Annotated in this window: 13 protein-coding genes; 6 read left to right on the forward strand and 7 right to left on the reverse strand. The window is 68.0% G+C overall.

Going from position 1 to position 15,655, the window contains the following annotated elements:
• Nucleotides 1-23: 23 nt before the first annotated feature.
• Nucleotides 24-845, forward strand: a complete 822-nt coding sequence (locus J2753_RS10530; RefSeq protein ID WP_209492010.1) for an NAD(+)/NADH kinase — start codon at nucleotides 24-26, stop codon at nucleotides 843-845.
• A 128-nt stretch (nucleotides 846-973) separates the two neighbouring features.
• Here J2753_RS10530 and carB read toward each other — a convergent pair whose 3' ends face one another.
• Entirely contained in the window at nucleotides 974-4,399 is a 3,426-nt protein-coding gene (gene carB / locus J2753_RS10535) for a carbamoyl-phosphate synthase large subunit (RefSeq protein ID WP_245334593.1), read from the reverse strand.
• Between the two features lie 140 nt (nucleotides 4,400-4,539).
• On the opposite strand from carB, the gene J2753_RS10540 reads away from it, so the two are divergent.
• Nucleotides 4,540-4,854 carry a nucleoside triphosphate pyrophosphohydrolase gene (locus J2753_RS10540; protein WP_209492011.1) on the forward strand — a complete coding sequence of 105 codons (315 nt, stop codon included), beginning with the start codon at nucleotides 4,540-4,542 and terminating at the stop codon, nucleotides 4,852-4,854.
• On the opposite strand, the gene J2753_RS10545 is transcribed toward J2753_RS10540, so the two are convergent.
• Both J2753_RS10545 and J2753_RS10550 read right to left on the reverse strand, forming a co-directional pair.
• Nucleotides 4,851-5,366, reverse strand: coding sequence for a DUF5815 family protein (locus J2753_RS10545; protein WP_209492012.1), 516 nt, complete (start codon nucleotides 5,364-5,366; stop codon nucleotides 4,851-4,853). The genes J2753_RS10540 and J2753_RS10545 overlap by 4 nt on opposite strands.
• A gap of 145 nt (nucleotides 5,367-5,511) precedes the next feature.
• Nucleotides 5,512-5,835 (reverse strand): hypothetical protein, encoded by a 324-nt coding sequence (locus tag J2753_RS10550; RefSeq protein ID WP_209492013.1) that lies wholly within the window; start codon nucleotides 5,833-5,835, stop codon nucleotides 5,512-5,514.
• Nucleotides 5,836-6,136: 301 nt separating this feature from the next.
• Here J2753_RS10550 and J2753_RS10555 point away from each other — a divergent pair, with 301 nt between their 5' ends.
• A complete protein-coding gene (locus J2753_RS10555) occupies nucleotides 6,137-7,771 on the forward strand; it encodes a DUF255 domain-containing protein (protein WP_209492014.1) in 1,635 nt (544 codons plus the stop codon).
• A 76-nt stretch (nucleotides 7,772-7,847) separates the two neighbouring features.
• Nucleotides 7,848-8,657 (forward strand): TrmB family transcriptional regulator, encoded by an 810-nt coding sequence (locus tag J2753_RS10560; RefSeq protein ID WP_209492015.1) that lies wholly within the window; start codon nucleotides 7,848-7,850, stop codon nucleotides 8,655-8,657.
• Here the strand turns inward: J2753_RS10560 and mptA are convergent, their stop codons facing one another.
• The 3 genes from mptA to J2753_RS10575 form a co-directional block, all read right to left on the reverse strand.
• Nucleotides 8,658-9,581: a GTP cyclohydrolase MptA gene (mptA, locus tag J2753_RS10565; protein WP_209492016.1), complete on the reverse strand. Its 924-nt coding sequence runs from the start codon at nucleotides 9,579-9,581 to the stop codon at nucleotides 8,658-8,660.
• Nucleotides 9,582-9,897: 316 nt separating this feature from the next.
• Entirely contained in the window at nucleotides 9,898-10,317 is a 420-nt protein-coding gene (locus J2753_RS10570; protein WP_209492017.1) for a DUF7124 domain-containing protein, read from the reverse strand.
• A 191-nt stretch (nucleotides 10,318-10,508) separates the two neighbouring features.
• Entirely contained in the window at nucleotides 10,509-11,753 is a 1,245-nt protein-coding gene (locus J2753_RS10575) for an NAD(P)/FAD-dependent oxidoreductase (RefSeq protein WP_209492018.1), read from the reverse strand.
• A gap of 118 nt (nucleotides 11,754-11,871) precedes the next feature.
• On the opposite strand from J2753_RS10575, the gene J2753_RS10580 reads away from it, so the two are divergent.
• Entirely contained in the window at nucleotides 11,872-12,423 is a 552-nt protein-coding gene (locus J2753_RS10580; RefSeq protein WP_209492019.1) for a DUF6149 family protein, read from the forward strand.
• A 404-nt stretch (nucleotides 12,424-12,827) separates the two neighbouring features.
• Here the strand turns inward: J2753_RS10580 and J2753_RS10585 are convergent, their stop codons facing one another.
• A complete protein-coding gene (locus tag J2753_RS10585; protein ID WP_209492020.1) occupies nucleotides 12,828-14,144 on the reverse strand; it encodes an NAD(P)/FAD-dependent oxidoreductase in 1,317 nt (438 codons plus the stop codon).
• A 167-nt stretch (nucleotides 14,145-14,311) separates the two neighbouring features.
• On the opposite strand from J2753_RS10585, the gene J2753_RS10590 reads away from it, so the two are divergent.
• The gene (locus J2753_RS10590; RefSeq protein WP_209492021.1) at nucleotides 14,312-15,655 is read left to right on the forward strand and encodes a hemolysin family protein; all 1,344 of its coding nucleotides are present in this window, start codon (nucleotides 14,312-14,314) and stop codon (nucleotides 15,653-15,655) included.

Here is a 15,655-nt window from a genome sequence, read left to right on the forward strand (position 1 = left end):
CGGCGGCGGTGGAACCGCCGACCATGCTGGTCGGTATCGTCGCCAAGCGGGACAACAAGCGGGCGTCGTTCCTCGCGGCGGAGATCCGTGACCGCCTTCGGGAGGACGATGTCGACGTGTGGCTCGACGAAGCCACCGCGAGCGACCACGACGACGCCGGTCACCCCGTCGCCGAGATGGACGCTTGCGACCTCGTGGTCGCCATCGGCGGCGACGGGACGTTCCTGTTCGCAGCCCGCGGCGTCGGCGGCACGCCGATCCTCGGCGTCAACCTGGGCGAGGTCGGCTTCCTCAACGCCATCGGGCCCGAAACGGCCATCCACGAAGTGGTGCTGGCCGTCGACGGCCTCCGCGAGGACGATCTCTCGGTTCGCGAGGCGCCCCGACTCGTCGCCGCCGGCGAGGGCTGGGAGAGCCCCACCGCCGTTAACGAAATCGTGCTGCAGGGGCCCCAGCGCGGCCGCGCGGGCGGCGTCGATCTGGAAATCCGGGTCGACGGCTCGCTGTTCTCCTCGGGCCATGCCGACGGCGCGCTGGTCGCGACGCCGACCGGCTCGACCGCGTACAACCTTTCTGAGGGCGGGCCGCTGGTCCACCCCGACGTGAGCGCGATGGTCGTCAACGAGATGTGTGCCGACGAGGGGATGCCGCCACTGGCGGTCGGACCCGACAGCGAGGTCACTGTCCGACTCACCGGCAGAGAGACGGCCCACGTCGTTGTTGACGGCCGGGTGACCCGGAGCCCCGACCTACCGACGATGGTGACGGTTCGAACCGCCGACACTCCGATCCGGATCGCCGGCCCGGATGCCGAGTTCTTCGAGGCGCTGAACAAGCTAGAGTAGCGGCTATCCGGGTGGCGTCGCGTCGGTCTCGGAAGTGATCGAAAAACAGCGCGATCAGCGCATTCGCGGTCGACGGGCCCATCGTCGACGGATAGCCGAACTGACGGCGGCCCGAACGGCGTCCGGGTTCAGCCCCAGTTCTCTTCGCTCGTCGGACGGTCCGACAGCGCGGCCACGTCGACGCCGGCGAGCGGCCCATCGGTGGCCTCACTGGCTTCCAGCGCCTCCAGCGCCGCACGGGCCGCGGCCTCCGTCGAGAGGTAGGGAACCTCCTCGTCGACGGCCGTGCGGAGGCTGTCACGCTCCGTCGAGAGCAGCAGGTCGATCCTGTCCTCCATCAGCGCCGTTTCGAGGTCCTCGGGCTCCACCAGGTCGAGATGCTGGCCGAACGTGAGACGCACGTCCGCGGGCCAGTCGCCGTCGATGGCGACGGTTCCATCCTCGGGAATCTCGTTGCCGGCGGCGATCTGTGCCTTGCCGTAGGCGGCGCCGAAGCTTCCGGCGGTGCCCATGACCTCGCCCGTCGACTTCATCTCCGGGCCGAGGCGGGGGTCCGAGTCCAGCAGGCGGTCGAACGGCAGCACGACCTCCTTCACGCTCGGCTGCTCGGGGATCTGCTCGGTGGCGTCGATCTCCGCCAGCGACTCGCCGGCCATCGCGCGGGCGGCGAGTTTGGCGATCGGGACACCGGTCGCCTTCGAGACGAACGGGACGGTACGCGAGGAACGCGGGTTCGCTTCGAGCACGTACACGTCGCCGTCCTTGACGGCGAGCTGGACGTTCAGCAGGCCCACCGTCGAGAGCGCGTCGGCGATCTCCTCGACGACCTCGCGCACGCGCCCCAGCGTCTCCTCGGGGAGCGAGCGCGGCGGGATCACGCAGGCGGAGTCCCCAGAGTGGACGCCCGCGCTCTCGACGTGCTCCATCACGCCGCCGATGAGGACATCGTCGCCGTCGGAGACGGCGTCGACGTCGAGTTCGACCGCGTCCTCGAGGAACGAGTCGATCAGGATCGGCTTCTCGGGGGAGACGCGGACTGCCTCCTCGACGTACTCGCGGAGTTCGTCGTCGCTGTAGACGATCTCCATCGCGCGGCCGCCGAGCACGTAGGACGGGCGCACGAGCACGGGGTAGCCGACCTCGTGGGCCAGTTCGAGGGCTTCCTCCTCATTGGTCGCTGAGCCACCCGCGGGCTGCTTGATCCCGCGCTCGGTCATCAGGCGGTTGAAGCGGTCGCGGTCCTCCGCGAGGTCCATCGCGTCGACGCTGGTGCCGAGGATCTCGCAGTCGAGGCCGCGGCGCTCGAGTTCCGCCTCCAGCGGTTCACCCACGTCGACGGAGGTCTGGCCGCCGAACTGGACCATCACGCCGTCGGCGTCGGTCGCCTCGACGGCGTCGGCGACCTCCTCGGCGGTGATCGGCTCGAAGAACAGGCCGTCGGAGGTGTCGTAGTCCGTCGACACCGTCTCGGGGTTGTTGTTCAGCACGTGGGCGTCGATGCCCAGTTCCGAGAGCGCGCGGACCGCGTGGACCGCACAGTAGTCGAACTCCACGCCCTGCCCGATACGGATCGGGCCGCCGCCGACCACGACGACGCTCTCGGCGTCGCGGTCGACCTGCAGTTCACCCGCGGCGGCGTCACCCTCGAACGGCCCGGTGAACGTCGCGGGCTTGCGCGAGGAGTAGTAGTACGGCGTCGACGCCGCGAACTCGCCGGCACAGGTGTCGACCTGGTTGTACGTGCGACCGGGAACGGTGGCCTCCACCTCGCCGACGCCGGCGCGCTCGGCGGAGACGGGCAGGCCCTCGCCTTCAGCAGCGCCAGCGGCGGCCGCTTCGGCTGCAGGGTCGGCTGCCGGCTCGGCGGCCTCGCGCCACGCGCCGCGGGTCTCGGGCAGCCACGTCAGGCTGCTGTCCTCGAAGACGTTGCCCGCCAGCGCGGAGATTTCGGCGTTCGTGAACCCCGCGACCGCCGCGGGCGTGAACTCGCCGTCGACGACCTCCTTGCTGGCTTCGACGATGCGGGCGAAGCGCTCGACGTACCACTCGTAGATCCCGGTCGCTTCGACGACTTCCTCCACGGAGAAGCCGCGCTCGAACGCCTCGAACATGGCGTAGGGGCGGTCGGGGCTCGGGCGCTCGAGGTACTCCTCGCGGAGCTGTTCGTCCTCCAGCGCGTCGAGGTCGACCGCGGGGTCGTACTCGGAGCTACGGAGCGCCTTCAAGAGGGATTCCTCGAAGGTGCGGCCGATGGACATCGCCTCGCCGGTCGACTTCATCGCCGTCGAGAGCGTGAAGTCGGTGTCCTCGAACTTGTCGATGGGCCAGCGCGGCACTTTCGTCACGACGTAGTCGATCGCTGGCTCGAAGGCCGCGGTCGTCTCGCCGGTGATCTCGTTGTCGATCTCGTGGAGGCGCTTGCCCAGCGCGACCTTCGCCGTGACGCGGGCGATGGGGTAGCCCGTCGCCTTCGACGCCAGCGCCGAGGAACGCGAGACGCGGGGGTTGACCTCGACGACGCGGTACTCGCCGCCGGGGGTGCCGTCGTCGCGCCACGCGAACTGGATGTTACAGCCGCCCTGAATCCCCAGATCACGGATCACTTCGAGTGCGGCGTCGCGCATCTCCTGGTGGCCGTCGTCGGGGATCACCTGCGAGGGCGTGACGACCGTCGACTCGCCCGTGTGGATCCCCATCGGGTCGAGGTTCTCCATGTTGCAGATGATGATGCAGGAGTCGCCCGCGTCGCGCATCACCTCGTACTCCAGTTCGACCCAGCCCGAAATCGATTCGGTGAGCAGCACTTCGTCGTTGCGCGAGAGGCGCAGGCCCTTGCGCGTACGTTCGAGCAGTTCGTCCATCTCGTGGACGACGCCCGATCCCGAGCCACCCAGCGTGTAGGTGGTGCGGGCGATCACGGGCAGGCCGCCGACTGCCTCGACGCCGGCCTCGACGCGTTCCTTGAGCGCGGCCTCGTCGAGTTCGGTCGCGGACTCGTCGTCGTCCAGCGTGATCGTCGTCGACGCCGGGACTGGCTGGCCCAGATCCTCCATGCGCTGGCGGAACAGGTCGCGGTCCTCGGTCGCGTAGATGGTGGAAAGCGGCGTGCCCATGATCTCCACGTCGTGCTCCTCGAGCACGCCCTGTTCGGCGAGTTCGGCGGTGACGTTCAGCCCGGTCTGGCCGCCGAGGCCGGCGATGACGCCGTCTGGCTGCTCTTTGCGGATGACCTCCGCGATGGCGTCGGGGGTGATGGGTTCGACGTACACCCGGTCGGCCGTCTCGGGGTCGGTCATGATCGTCGCCGGGTTGGAGTTGACGAGCACCACTTCGGCGCCCTCCTCCTGCAGCGCCCGGCAGGCCTGTGCGCCCGAGTAGTCGAACTCGGCGGCCTGTCCGATCTGGATGGGACCGCTGCCGATCAGCAGGATGGTCCGGCCCTCGCCGGCGCCGCCCGCGTTCTCGGTCCCTGCCTCGACGACCACGCCGTCTTCCGTGGTCGTCTCAGTCGTTCCTCCATCGACGACCACGCCGTCGCTGCCGGTCTCCGTCATTACTCCACCCGAATACGTGAATCGTAATAAGCTCGGCGAATAGCTACGAGGTCCGAAGCAGGATTACGAATTTCGTAACACGGTCCGGTTCGACACACACCGTCGAAACCAAAATGCCGCCCCCGGCCGTGGCGCCGAGCGTGTCCCGCGAGTACGACAAACTGGTCCGCGACGACATCCCCGCGGTCATCGAGGCCGACGGCGAGACACCCGTCACTCACGTCGTCGACGGCGACGCTTACGAGGAACGGCTGTTCGAGAAGCTAGCGGAGGAGACCGCAGAACTGCGGGCCGAGCCCAGCGCTGACGAACTGGCGGACGTCCTCGAAGTGCTCGACGCGCTGCGGCGTCAGCTCGGCGTCGACGAGGACGAACTCGAAGCGGTACGGGAGAAGAAAGCAGCCGAGCGGGGGCGCTTCGACGACGGCGTCGTGCTGGAGCGCGTCGAGGACTAGACGTACGGCTCAGGGTCGAGGTCGCGCTCGTCGCGGTACTGCTCGACGAACGCGCTCACGTCGAACTCCAGCATCTTCTCCTCGAACTCGGTCATCGCGCGCTCGCTCTCGGCGTGGGAGACGGCGTGCTCCATCAGTTCGACCACGAGTTCCACGATGACCTCGTGGAGTCGCCGCGAGTCGAAGCCGGCGATCCAGACCATCGCGAACCCCACGTCGCCCTCGTCGCTGGCGTCGGCGACCGCGACCTGCTCGGGGAACTCCTCGATCACCATCCCCATCAGGTGCGGGGTGCCGAAGTCCGGCATCTCCTCGCTGGTGGTCTCGACGGCCTCCTCCAGCGTGTCGACGAGGAACTCCGGGAAGAAGCGCGTCGGCGGGTGCATGTCCATGACCACCGCGTGCGAGTCGCCGCAGTCACAGTCGAGTTCGCGCATCCCGAGGTCGAGCGACGTGAGTGAGACCGTCTCGCCACAGGGTAGCTCCAGCCGCTCGCCGCCTGCTTTGGACATGGTCGTGAGAGGGGGCTGGCGGGCAAAAAGGCCGCCGCTCCCGTCCTCCAAGCGGCCGCGGCAGGCCGTGGTCGGTTACACACGGCCCGAGAACACGCTCCGGGCAGCGACCCCGAGGTCGCTGCTGATCACGAGCCGTAGTCGGTTACTCCTCGTCCTCGGGGGAGCCAACCTCGAACGTCTCGCCCTCCGCGCCCTCCTCCTCGGCGGTCGTGACGTGCTCCTCGTCGACGACTGGCGTCTCGTCTTCCGGTTCTTCGGACTCCTCAGCCTCGGCTTCCTCCTCCACTTCTTCCTCCGCCTCTTCGGCGTCGACGCCCTCGATTTCGAGTTCGAGTTCGACCTCGATCCCGTCGGTCTCGAGTTCGGCCTCTATCTCGCGTTCGTCGCCCGCCTCGATCCCCAGTTCCTCGCTGTCGACTTCGACCTCGACCTCCACGTCGATGGACACGTCGGTCTCTTCGGACATAGGCGACGGTATGGCCGGGTGCGTGTTAGTTCGCTCGGCCGGGTGGATCGTGGGGGGCTCTGTTTCGTTGCGCGTGCGAGTCTATTCGTCGCCGGCTGCAAACGAGCGGGACTCCCTCTCCGTTCGCGTATCGAGGCTGTTTACCGCCTCACGGTTGCTTTGCTGCGTTTCCGGGTCTTCTCGCTCGCGGGTCGCTGCGCTCCCCGCTCGCCTATCGAGGCTGTTTGCCGCCTCCTTTCAGTCGGCGTTTACCAGCCTCGCCTCCGACACGCTTTACCCCCAAACACCCCCACCGAGACCCATGCAAGAAGAGACCCGCGTCGAGTGGCGCCAGTGGGGTCAGGACGCCTTCGACGAGGCCCGCGAGCGGTCGGTCCCCGTACTGCTCTCGCTCTCGACGACGTGGTGTGTCGACTGCCACGAGATGGACGCGACCACCTACGCGGACCCGAACATCGCGGCCAACATCAACGACCGCTACGTCCCGATCCGCGTTGATGCCGACCGCGAGCCCCGGATCCGAGAGCGCTACGCCGCGGGTGGGTTCCCCTCGACGGTCTTCCTCACCCCCGACGGCGAGGTCATCTCCACTGCGACCGCGCTCGCGCCCGACGGGATGCGACAGGTGCTCGACCGCGTGGGCGAGACCTACGCCGAGAAGGGCGACGACGCCGGGCGCGTCCCGCGCGCGCTTGCCGGCGACCTCCCGCCCGCGGGCGAGGTCGGGTCCGCTATCGAGGAACAGATCGCCGGCCAACTCGGCGAGAAGTTCGATGGGCGATTCGCCGGGTGGGGCCAGAGCGCGAAGTTCCCGCTGGCCCGGACGGTGGAGTTCGCGCTCAAACGCGAGCGTGATCAGGCCCTGCGCACCCTCGACGCCGTCCGGGACCACCTCCTCGACGACGTCGCCGGCGGCTTCTTCCGCTACGCCGGCCGGCAGGACTGGGGCGACGTCCACCACGCGAAACTGCTGGACACCAATGCGACCCTGCTGCGCGCGTTCGCCCACGCCTACGTCTATACGGGCGAGGAGGCCTACCGCGAGCCAGCCGAATCGACCATCGAGTTCCTCACCGACGACCTCTGGTCGGGCGTCGCCGTCGGTGGCAGCGTCGGCCCGGGCGAAGGGGCGGAGTACTGGCGGAAGAACACCGAGGAGCGCGCGAACGCCCGTCAGCCCCGGACCGACCTCACGGCCTACGCTGGGGGCAACGCCCTCGCTGCCGACGCCCTCCTCACCTACTACGGCTACACTGACGACGAGCGCGCTCGCGAGTACGGGGAGCGCGTGCTGGACTACCTCGAACGCGACCTGATCGAGCACGGCTCGGTCGTTCACTTCCGCGAGCGCGGCCAGACCGGCCCGCGGGACGTGCTCTCGGACCTTGCGGCCGTCGTCGGCGCGTTCACCCGCGCTGAGCAGACTATCGGCTACGGCGCCGACGTGGCCGCGACCGTCGCCGACCACGCCATCGAGACGCTCCACGAGGACGGCTCGTTCCGCGACGGGCCCGCGGAGGGTGTCGGGCTCCTGGACCACCCGCTGCGCCCGCTGGACGGCAACGCCGCGCTCGCGAACTCGCTAGTCGACCTCGCGACGCTGACCGGCGAGGAGGAGTACCACGAGATCGCCCACGAGACCGTCGGCGCCTTCGCCGGCGCGTCCCACCGTATCGGCGTGCAGGTCGCGGAGTACGGCACCGCCGCCAGCCGACTCGTCCACGATCCCCTCACGGTCGCCGTCGCCGACGACCCGGGCAGCGATCTCCACCGCGCTGCGCTCCGGGTGGCCGACCACGAGAAAGTGGTCGTGCCGAACGCCGACGAGTCGGTCGCGCCGGATCTCGAGCGAGGCACTGCGCGCGTCGTCGGCGTCGATGCCCCCGCGGCCGATCCCGAGACGCTGATGGAACGAGTCGCGGCCCGCAACGAGTAGGGAACCACCGCGGACAACGGAATCAACGGGTAAACCTCCGGTGAGTTTTTCACGGCCGGGGTAGAGACCGCTACGCATGGCAAATCTACGCGACCTGGGGCTTTCGGAGTACGAAGCGCGAGCCTATCGGGCGCTGCTCGACGACTCGCCGAGCACCGCAAAGGAGCTCTCACGGTCGAGTGACGTGCCCATGGGCCGGGTGTACGACGTACTGAAGGATCTGGAACAGCGGGGGTTGGTTCGGAGTCAGGCCGCCAGCCGCCCCAAGAAGTACGTCGCCGTCGAACCCGAGGCGGCGCTGGATCGACTGTTGGAGGCCAAACGCGATGAGTTAGCGGAGCAGGAGTCCCAGTACGAGTCCGCCGTCAACGAACTGGAGGCAGACCTCGAGGCTGGCGTCCCCACCGAAGAGGGGTTCTGGACCGCCGTCGTCGGCCCGGAGGAGAGCGCGGACCTCCTGATCGAACGCCTCGACACCGCCGACGAGCGCGTCATCGCCGTCGCCGGCGGGCCGACGCCGCAGTTCGACGTCGGCGAGTACGGCGACGAGGTGGCCGCGGCGTTCCAGCGCGCCCTCGAGCGCGGCGCCGAGGTGTCGGTGTTGCTCGGCCCGGACCTGATCAGCACGCTCCCCGCTACAGTGCTCGAGCGCTACGAGTCGGAGTTGGCCGATCACCCCGGGTTCGAGGTACGGACCACCGACCGCGTGACCGGATCGTTCCACCTCATCGACGGCGTCGAGGCCTGTATCGAGGTTCCCAACCCCCTCACGCCCCGTGAACCGTTCGCGATGCTCGACCTGAAAGATCGGGAGTTCAGCGCCGACGTACGCGAGACGTTCGACCCGCGGTGGGACGAAGCCGAACTCCTCACTGCGGGGGAGTAGCTACCCGCCGATCTCCTGCCGGAGACGGGCCATCGTCACTTCCCGCTCGGCGACGGCGTCGTGCTGGTGGATCGACTCGTCGTTCTCCTGTTTCACGTACACCGTCGCGTCGTCGTCCAGATCGGGGTAGGTCTCGATGACGCCGCTGACCAGCGAGCGCACGCAGTCCTCGACGAACTTCGCGTTGGCGTGGGCCGCGTAGGTCATGTGGTCCTCGTCGGGGCGCTTGGCCATGTTGTAGATGCGCGCGCTCATCGAGTCCCGCGCGATCTCGATCAGGTCCATCAGATCCACGTCGGGTTCGGTGTCCTGCGTGATCGTCAGCGTGGCGTGGCCGCGCTGGGAGTGCCCCGGCTGAGGTACCTCATTGAGGAACGCCTCGGCGGTCTCCTCGTCGACGCCCAGGTCGTCGAGGGTCTCGCGGGCGCGGGACTCGGACATCCCCTGTGAGCAGGGACAGACCGTCATCCCCGTAACCCGGCAGCCGATCTCCTCTCTGGTCTCCTCCTCAGTGGCGACGGCGGAGGCGACGATGTCGACCGTGCTCTGGGTCGGCCGGCCGCTGGCGGGCGTCTCCTCTTTGAGCATCCACTCGGCCTCCATGTTGACCTCGGCGGTGGTGGTGTACTCGTGTTTGGCCAGCAGTCGCTCGGCGGCATCGCCACAGAGCGCCTCGACGCGGTCGGTCTCGCCGTCGACGGCCGCCTCGAGCACCTCGTCGATGACCTCCATGTTCCGGCTCATGTCGATCCCCTTCCGGCCGCTGGGGAGGTCGACGAACACGGAGAACTCGGCGGTCAGCACGTACGGTCGGTCCTCGCCTTCGAGTTCGACGAGCTTCTCGACGCCCGTGACGCCGACCTGACTCAGCCCGACGCTCACGTCGGGTTCGCCGGCCTGCACGTCCGGAAGCTGGTGACTCATTACCCGATCCTGCGGCCCCCTGGGGGATTACTGTGTTGAAAGCGGCACGCGCGCTGGCGCACGCGCGGGCGTAAGCTCGACCGTCGGCGAACGAGAAATCAGGCCGCGAGACGCGGCTGGCTACGGCACAGCCACGGCGCAGTCTCCGTGACCGCGACACGGAGGTCGCGGTGGGTCGTTAGCCGTCGCCGGACTACGTCCGGCTGGCAGGCGAGAATCGGAGATTCTCGTCGACGTCGTTGGCTACGGCACAGCGACGGCGTCAAGCTCTGTGGCTGCGAGCCGGAGCTCGCAGCAGTTCGCTCGCCGTCGCTGGCTATGGCCAGTCGTCGCGCTGCTCTCCTTCCTCGAAGTGATCAGCCTCGTCTTCCTCGTCGGCGAGTTCCCAGTCGGCCGCCTCGGCGGCGTTCTCGAGCGGGAGATACTCCCAGTCGACCGCCTCGGCCTGCTCGCGGTGGTCTTCCGAGACGCCGATGAGCACGTGGCGCTCGGTGTCGAACTGCTTTTTCACGTTCTCGAGGCTCTCCTCGACGCCGCGCGGGCCCGAGAAGAAGTCCTGTCGGATGCGCTCTTTGCGTGTGAAGTTGGTGACCACGTAGGTCGGTTCGTCGCTGACCACGCCGACGTAGCTCGTCCACCCGCGGGCGTCGTTGAACACCTCATTGGGGTCGGCGAGCGACTTCAGCGCGTCCAGTTCGAACGCGAGCGTCATGTCCGAGGAGCCGCCGGAGTCCATACGGTCTCTGAGAGCGGTCTCCGCAAAACGACTTCGGTGTTGCTGGCTTAGTCGCCCAGCCCGGCCGACTACCGCCGGTCAGATCAGTCGCCCAGCCCGGCCGGCCGTCGCCGGTCAGATCAGTCGCCCAGCCCGGCCGGCCGTCGCCGGTCAGATCAGTCGCCCAGCCCGGCCGGCCGTCGCCGGTCAGATCAGTCGTCCGCGACCGGGGCCTCGAGGTCGTCGACGCTGAAGGACTGCTGCATCAATGTCTCCTTCTCGGTGTCGACGCGAGTGCCCTCACGCATCAACTGCTTGTACGCCGACTGGGGCGCCAAGTCGCCGATCAGGACGCCGCCGACGATACGGCCGTCCTTCAGGGCGAGGCGGCGCCACTCCGTGTCGGAGTACTTCTGATCGACGCTGTCGTCGCCCATCGTCGGGTGGCCAAAGGAGAGGAACGGGAAGTCGAAGTGCGTGATCGAGTACGAGGAGACCCAGCGGAACTCGTCGGTGCCGTAGTCGAGCATGTTGTTGGCCGCACACTCGCCCTGTGCCTTCGCGGAGCCCCACGCGCCGTTCTGGGCCTGATCGCCGAGGATCAGGTCGTCGAACTTCGTGCAGTCCCCGGCCGCGTACACGTCCTCGAGGTTGGACTGCATGTACTCGTCGACGACGATGCCCTCGCCGTCGTACTCGATCCCCGTTCCGCGGAGGATCTCGGTGTTGATGTCCAGCCCGATGGCGACGCCGGCGAAGTCGGCGTCGTACTCGTTGCCGTCGGGGTCGACCGCCGACTCGATGCGGCCGTCGTCGTCGACTTCGAAGTGATCGATGCCGGAGTCGAACACGGGGGTGACCCCGCGCTCGCGCAGCGCGTCGTGGATGATCTCGGCGCCCTCCTCGCTGAGCGCGTAGCGCCACCACGCGTTACCACGCATCAGGTAGTTGGCCTCGACGTCCTGGGCGCCACAGATGGCCGCGAAGTCGATGCCCAGCAGGCCGGCGCCGACGATGACGCCGGTGTCGGCCTCCTCCACGTCGGCCTTGATCTTGCGGGCGTCCTCGAACGTCCAGAAGTGGTGGACCCCCTCCGCGTCGGAGTTGTCGACCGGAAGCTGTGCGGGCGTCCCGCCGGTGGCGATCAGCAGTTTGTCGTACTCGTAGCTGTCGCCTTCGTGGCTCGTGACCTCGTGGGCGTCCGTGTTGATGTCGACGACGAGGGTGTTGAGCTGGAGGTCGATATCCCGCTCCGCATACCACGACTCGTCGTGGATGGAGATAGGCGCCTCGGGAAGCTTCCCCTTCGCGAACTCCTTGATCAGAATACGGTTATAGAGGGCCTCCCCCTCGTCGGTGATGACGGTGATGTCGGCGTCGGGGGCGTTCTCGCGCAGCGTCTCCGCCGCGGAACTCCCCGCGACACCGTCCCCGATGATCACGAACGACTGACTCATGCCATGGCGTTTGGATTCGGGGGTTAATGTGGGTTGCCATACGGCTCTCGCCACGCGTTTCGGGCGTAGATGCCGCGCTCGCTGGGTTCAAGGCTGTCGCGGTGCTACGGCCAGACAGATGAAGCTCCGCCAGAACGTCCGTCATTTCGCGGCGAAGCAGGCACTCACGATGCCGGTCGTGGGCGAGAAAATGAACGACAAACTCGTCGACCTCCACACACGCGTGTTCGGCGAGCGCGCCGCCGACGGGCGCCGTGCGGAGCGCGAGCCCCACCTCGAGACCTTCTTCGACTGCACGATGGCGACGTATCTCGCCGCGCTGGAGGCGGGCTACCCGGAGGCGGAGGCCCGTGAGATCACCCACCTGCAGGCGAACTTCGACTTCTACAACCACGGCTGGACGGAGATGATGGAGTTCCCCGTCGACGAGGTGGAGGCTCACTACGACCGCTACGCGGACTTTTTCGAAAGCCACGGCATCACCATCGACGACCCGCTGGGGGAGTTCCGCGAGGGTGAGATACCCGAGGCGCCGTCGACGCCGGAGAACCTCGACGACCCCGAGCACCCCCACGCCGCGGAGGGGTTCGCCGATGACGTGTACGTGGAGACGGAGGACGGCGTGGTGGTCGGGGATCGGAGCGACGAGATCGACGAGCCGGGTGAGTGAGGCTGGGGATTTTGTAGAGTAGACGGAGTTTTGGGCGGTTTCTGGTAGGGTTCCGCGACCGCGAACAGTACCGCGGAGTTCCCTTGAGTACTTGTGACCGCACCGCGCCGCATCCACGCCCTCCCCATCCGATTCAGTCGCTTTGCTCCTTCATCCCTCGCGCTGGGTCGCCGATGGCGCGGCGACCGCTTCGCGCCACCGCCGGCCGCGGGTGCGGTGGATGCCTCGCGCTCGCCAGCGGTCGGCGAGCGCGGGGGGAGGGGTGGGGACTCGACGCTGCGCCGGGGTTCATCCCCGGCGCCCTGCGGTCATAAGTTGCCAACGAACGAGCTGCTGGTGCTGTCGCTGACTCGGTAGACAATAGTCGAGAAAACGGCCACCGCACCATCCGCCAAGCAAAACTCCTACTCAGCTTTCCGATCGATCAAATTCGCACACTCGAAGCCGGCGACGATGCCGCCGTCGAGACTCCGCTCGGGGTACTGCGACTCGCTGGCCATCCCGGCGTAGTAGAGGCCGTCGGCGACCTCCGCCTCCAGATCGTACGGAACGACCATGTCCAGATACCCGCGCTCGTAGATCGGCGCCGCACGCGGGGCCTTCGCCAGCCGGAACTGCTCGACGTGCTCGCGGTCGAACTCTGGGTGCATCCCCTCGATGGCGCCGAGCCAGCGGTTCTCGATTTCCTCATCGTCGGCTGTCGCCAGCCACTCGTCGTCGCTCTGGACGTAGGAGGCGACGTAGAGCAGGTGGTCGCCGCCGTAGCGCTCCGGCGGCACGAAGTTCGTGTGCTCGATCAGGGCGCCGAAGGGCACGTCGTCGGCGATGTTGAGCCAGTAGGTGTCCGTCAGTGGGCGGTCCATCGTAACCACCGCACAGACCGCGCCCTGGAAGTCGATCTCGCAGGTGTAGCCCGTCAGCCCTTCGAGCACGTTGGGCATCGTCGCCACGACGACGCCGTCGGTGTCGTGAGTCTCCGTCTCCTCGCCCTGCTCGGTAGTGATCGTCGCCACTTCGCCGTCCTCGGTCCCGAGGTCGGTGACGCGGGTGTTCGTCTGGACCGTGTCCCGGCCCACTTCCTCGATCAGGGGCTCCAGCAGCGCGTCGAAGCCGCCGTCCGGGTAGCCCAGGATCTCGCCGCGCAGCAGGTCGCGCTCGCCGCGGAACTTGATCCGGCCCAGCAGCCACGCCGCGCTTACCTCCTCCTTCCGGTCGCCGAACTTCGCGTCAAGCAGGGGTTCGAAGAAGTTCTCGTACACCCCGCGGGTGGTGTGCTCGACGAGGAACTGCTTGATCGGGACGTCCTCGAACGCCGTGAGGTCCTCGTACGTGTCGAAGGAGGGGATCCCGCCGCGGACGTCGACCTCCATCGTAAGCATCCCCAGCCGGAAGATGTCGTAGAGGTTCATGTGCGGGTACGCGAGGATCTCCCAGGGCGTGTCCATCGGGTACGCCTCGCCGTCGACGAAGTAGGCGTTCTTCCCCAGTCGCCAGTCGATCCGGTCGCCGACGCCGAGTTCGTCGGCGAGGCCGACGATGGTCTGCTCGGACTTCGAGAGGTGGTGGTAGAACTTCTCGATGGGGTCGCCGGCGGTCTCGTAGCTGGCCGCGAGCCCGCCGAGCTGCTCGCTCCCCTCGAAGATGCGGACCTCGTGGCCGCGCTGTTTCAGGCTGTAGGCGGCCGCGAGTCCGGCGATCCCGCCGCCGACGACGTGGTACATGGGTCGAATACGGCGGGAGAGCGGTAAGTTGCTTGTGGAACACGAGCCGTCGGCGCCCGACGCCGCCGACATCGGCGGCGCCCGCACAGGACCCTTTTAGTGGAGCGCGCGGGACTGGCCGGTATGGACGCCTCGCACACGAACGTCGTCGGCCGCCGACCGTGCCGATGGTAGACGTCGCGCTCTCGCTCGGGCGGCTGCTGGTCGCACTCCTCCTCGTCGGGCTGAACGGCTTCTTCGTCGCCGCCGAGTTCGCCTTCGTCAGAGTCCGTGCCACCTCCGTCGAGCAGCTCGCCGAGGAGGGCCGGGCCGGCGCAGGCGCGCTGCAGGACGTGATGACGGACCTCGACAACTACCTCGCGACCACCCAACTCGGCATCACCCTCGCCTCGCTGGGACTGGGGTGGGCCGGCGAACCCGCCATCGCGTCGCTGCTCGAACCGGTTCTGGGCTCGCTACTGCCGCCAACGCTGGTCCACCTCATCGCCATCGGCATCGGCTTCTCCATCATCACGTTCCTCCACGTGGTGTTCGGCGAACTCGCGCCCAAGACGTTCGCCATCGCCCAGACCGAACGCTTCTCGCTGTACCTCGCACCGCCGATGAAGCTGTTCTACCTCCTGTTCTACCCGGGCATCGTCGTGTTCAACGGGACCGCCAACGCGTTCACTCACGCACTCGGCGTCCCGCCGGCCTCCGAGTCCGACGAGACCCTCGGCGAGCGAGAGATTCGCCGGGTACTCGCCCGCTCGGGCGAGGAGGGCGACGTGGACGTGGCCGAAGTGGCGATGATCGAACGCGTGTTCGAACTCGACGACACCGTCGTCCGGGAGGTGATGGTCCCGCTCCCGGACGTTGTGAGTCTGCCCGCCGACGCGTCGCTCGCGGAGGTTCGGTCGGTCGTCTTCGAGGAGGAACACACCCGCTATCCGGTCGTCGAGGCCGACGATCCAACGCAGGTCGTCGGCGTCCTCGACGTGAAGGACCTGCTGCGGGCGGGCGAGGACCCCGACGCCGACGCGACGACTGCGGGCGACTTGGCACGGGAGATTCTGGTCGTCCCCGAGACGACAGCGATCAGCGACCTGCTGTTGCAGTTCCGCAGCGACCGCCGCCAGATGGCCGCAGTCATCGACGAGTGGGGTGCCTTCGAGGGCCTGGCGACCGTCGAGGACGTCGTCGAAGCCATCGTCGGCGACCTCCGGGATCGGTTCGACGCCGCGGAAGGACCGTCGATCCGCCAGCGCGGCGACGGGGGGTTCGACGTGGACGGCAGCGTCAGGATCGCGGCGGTCAACGACGCCCTCGACACCGAGTTCGCTCACGAGGCGGTCGAAACCGTCGGCGGGTTAGTGCTCAGTCGCCTCGACCGCGCCCCGGAACCCGGCGATACCGTCGACCTCGACGGCTACGTCGCCGAGGTCACCGCCGTGGACGGGAGCCGGATCTCGACGGTCCGGATTGATCCCGAAGACGGCGCGGCCGAAGGTGTGGAGTCAAAGCGGGACTGA

Source organism: Halolamina salifodinae (assembly GCF_017874235.1).
In the GTDB taxonomy this organism is placed as follows: Archaea; Halobacteriota; Halobacteria; order Halobacteriales; family Haloferacaceae; genus Halolamina; species Halolamina salifodinae.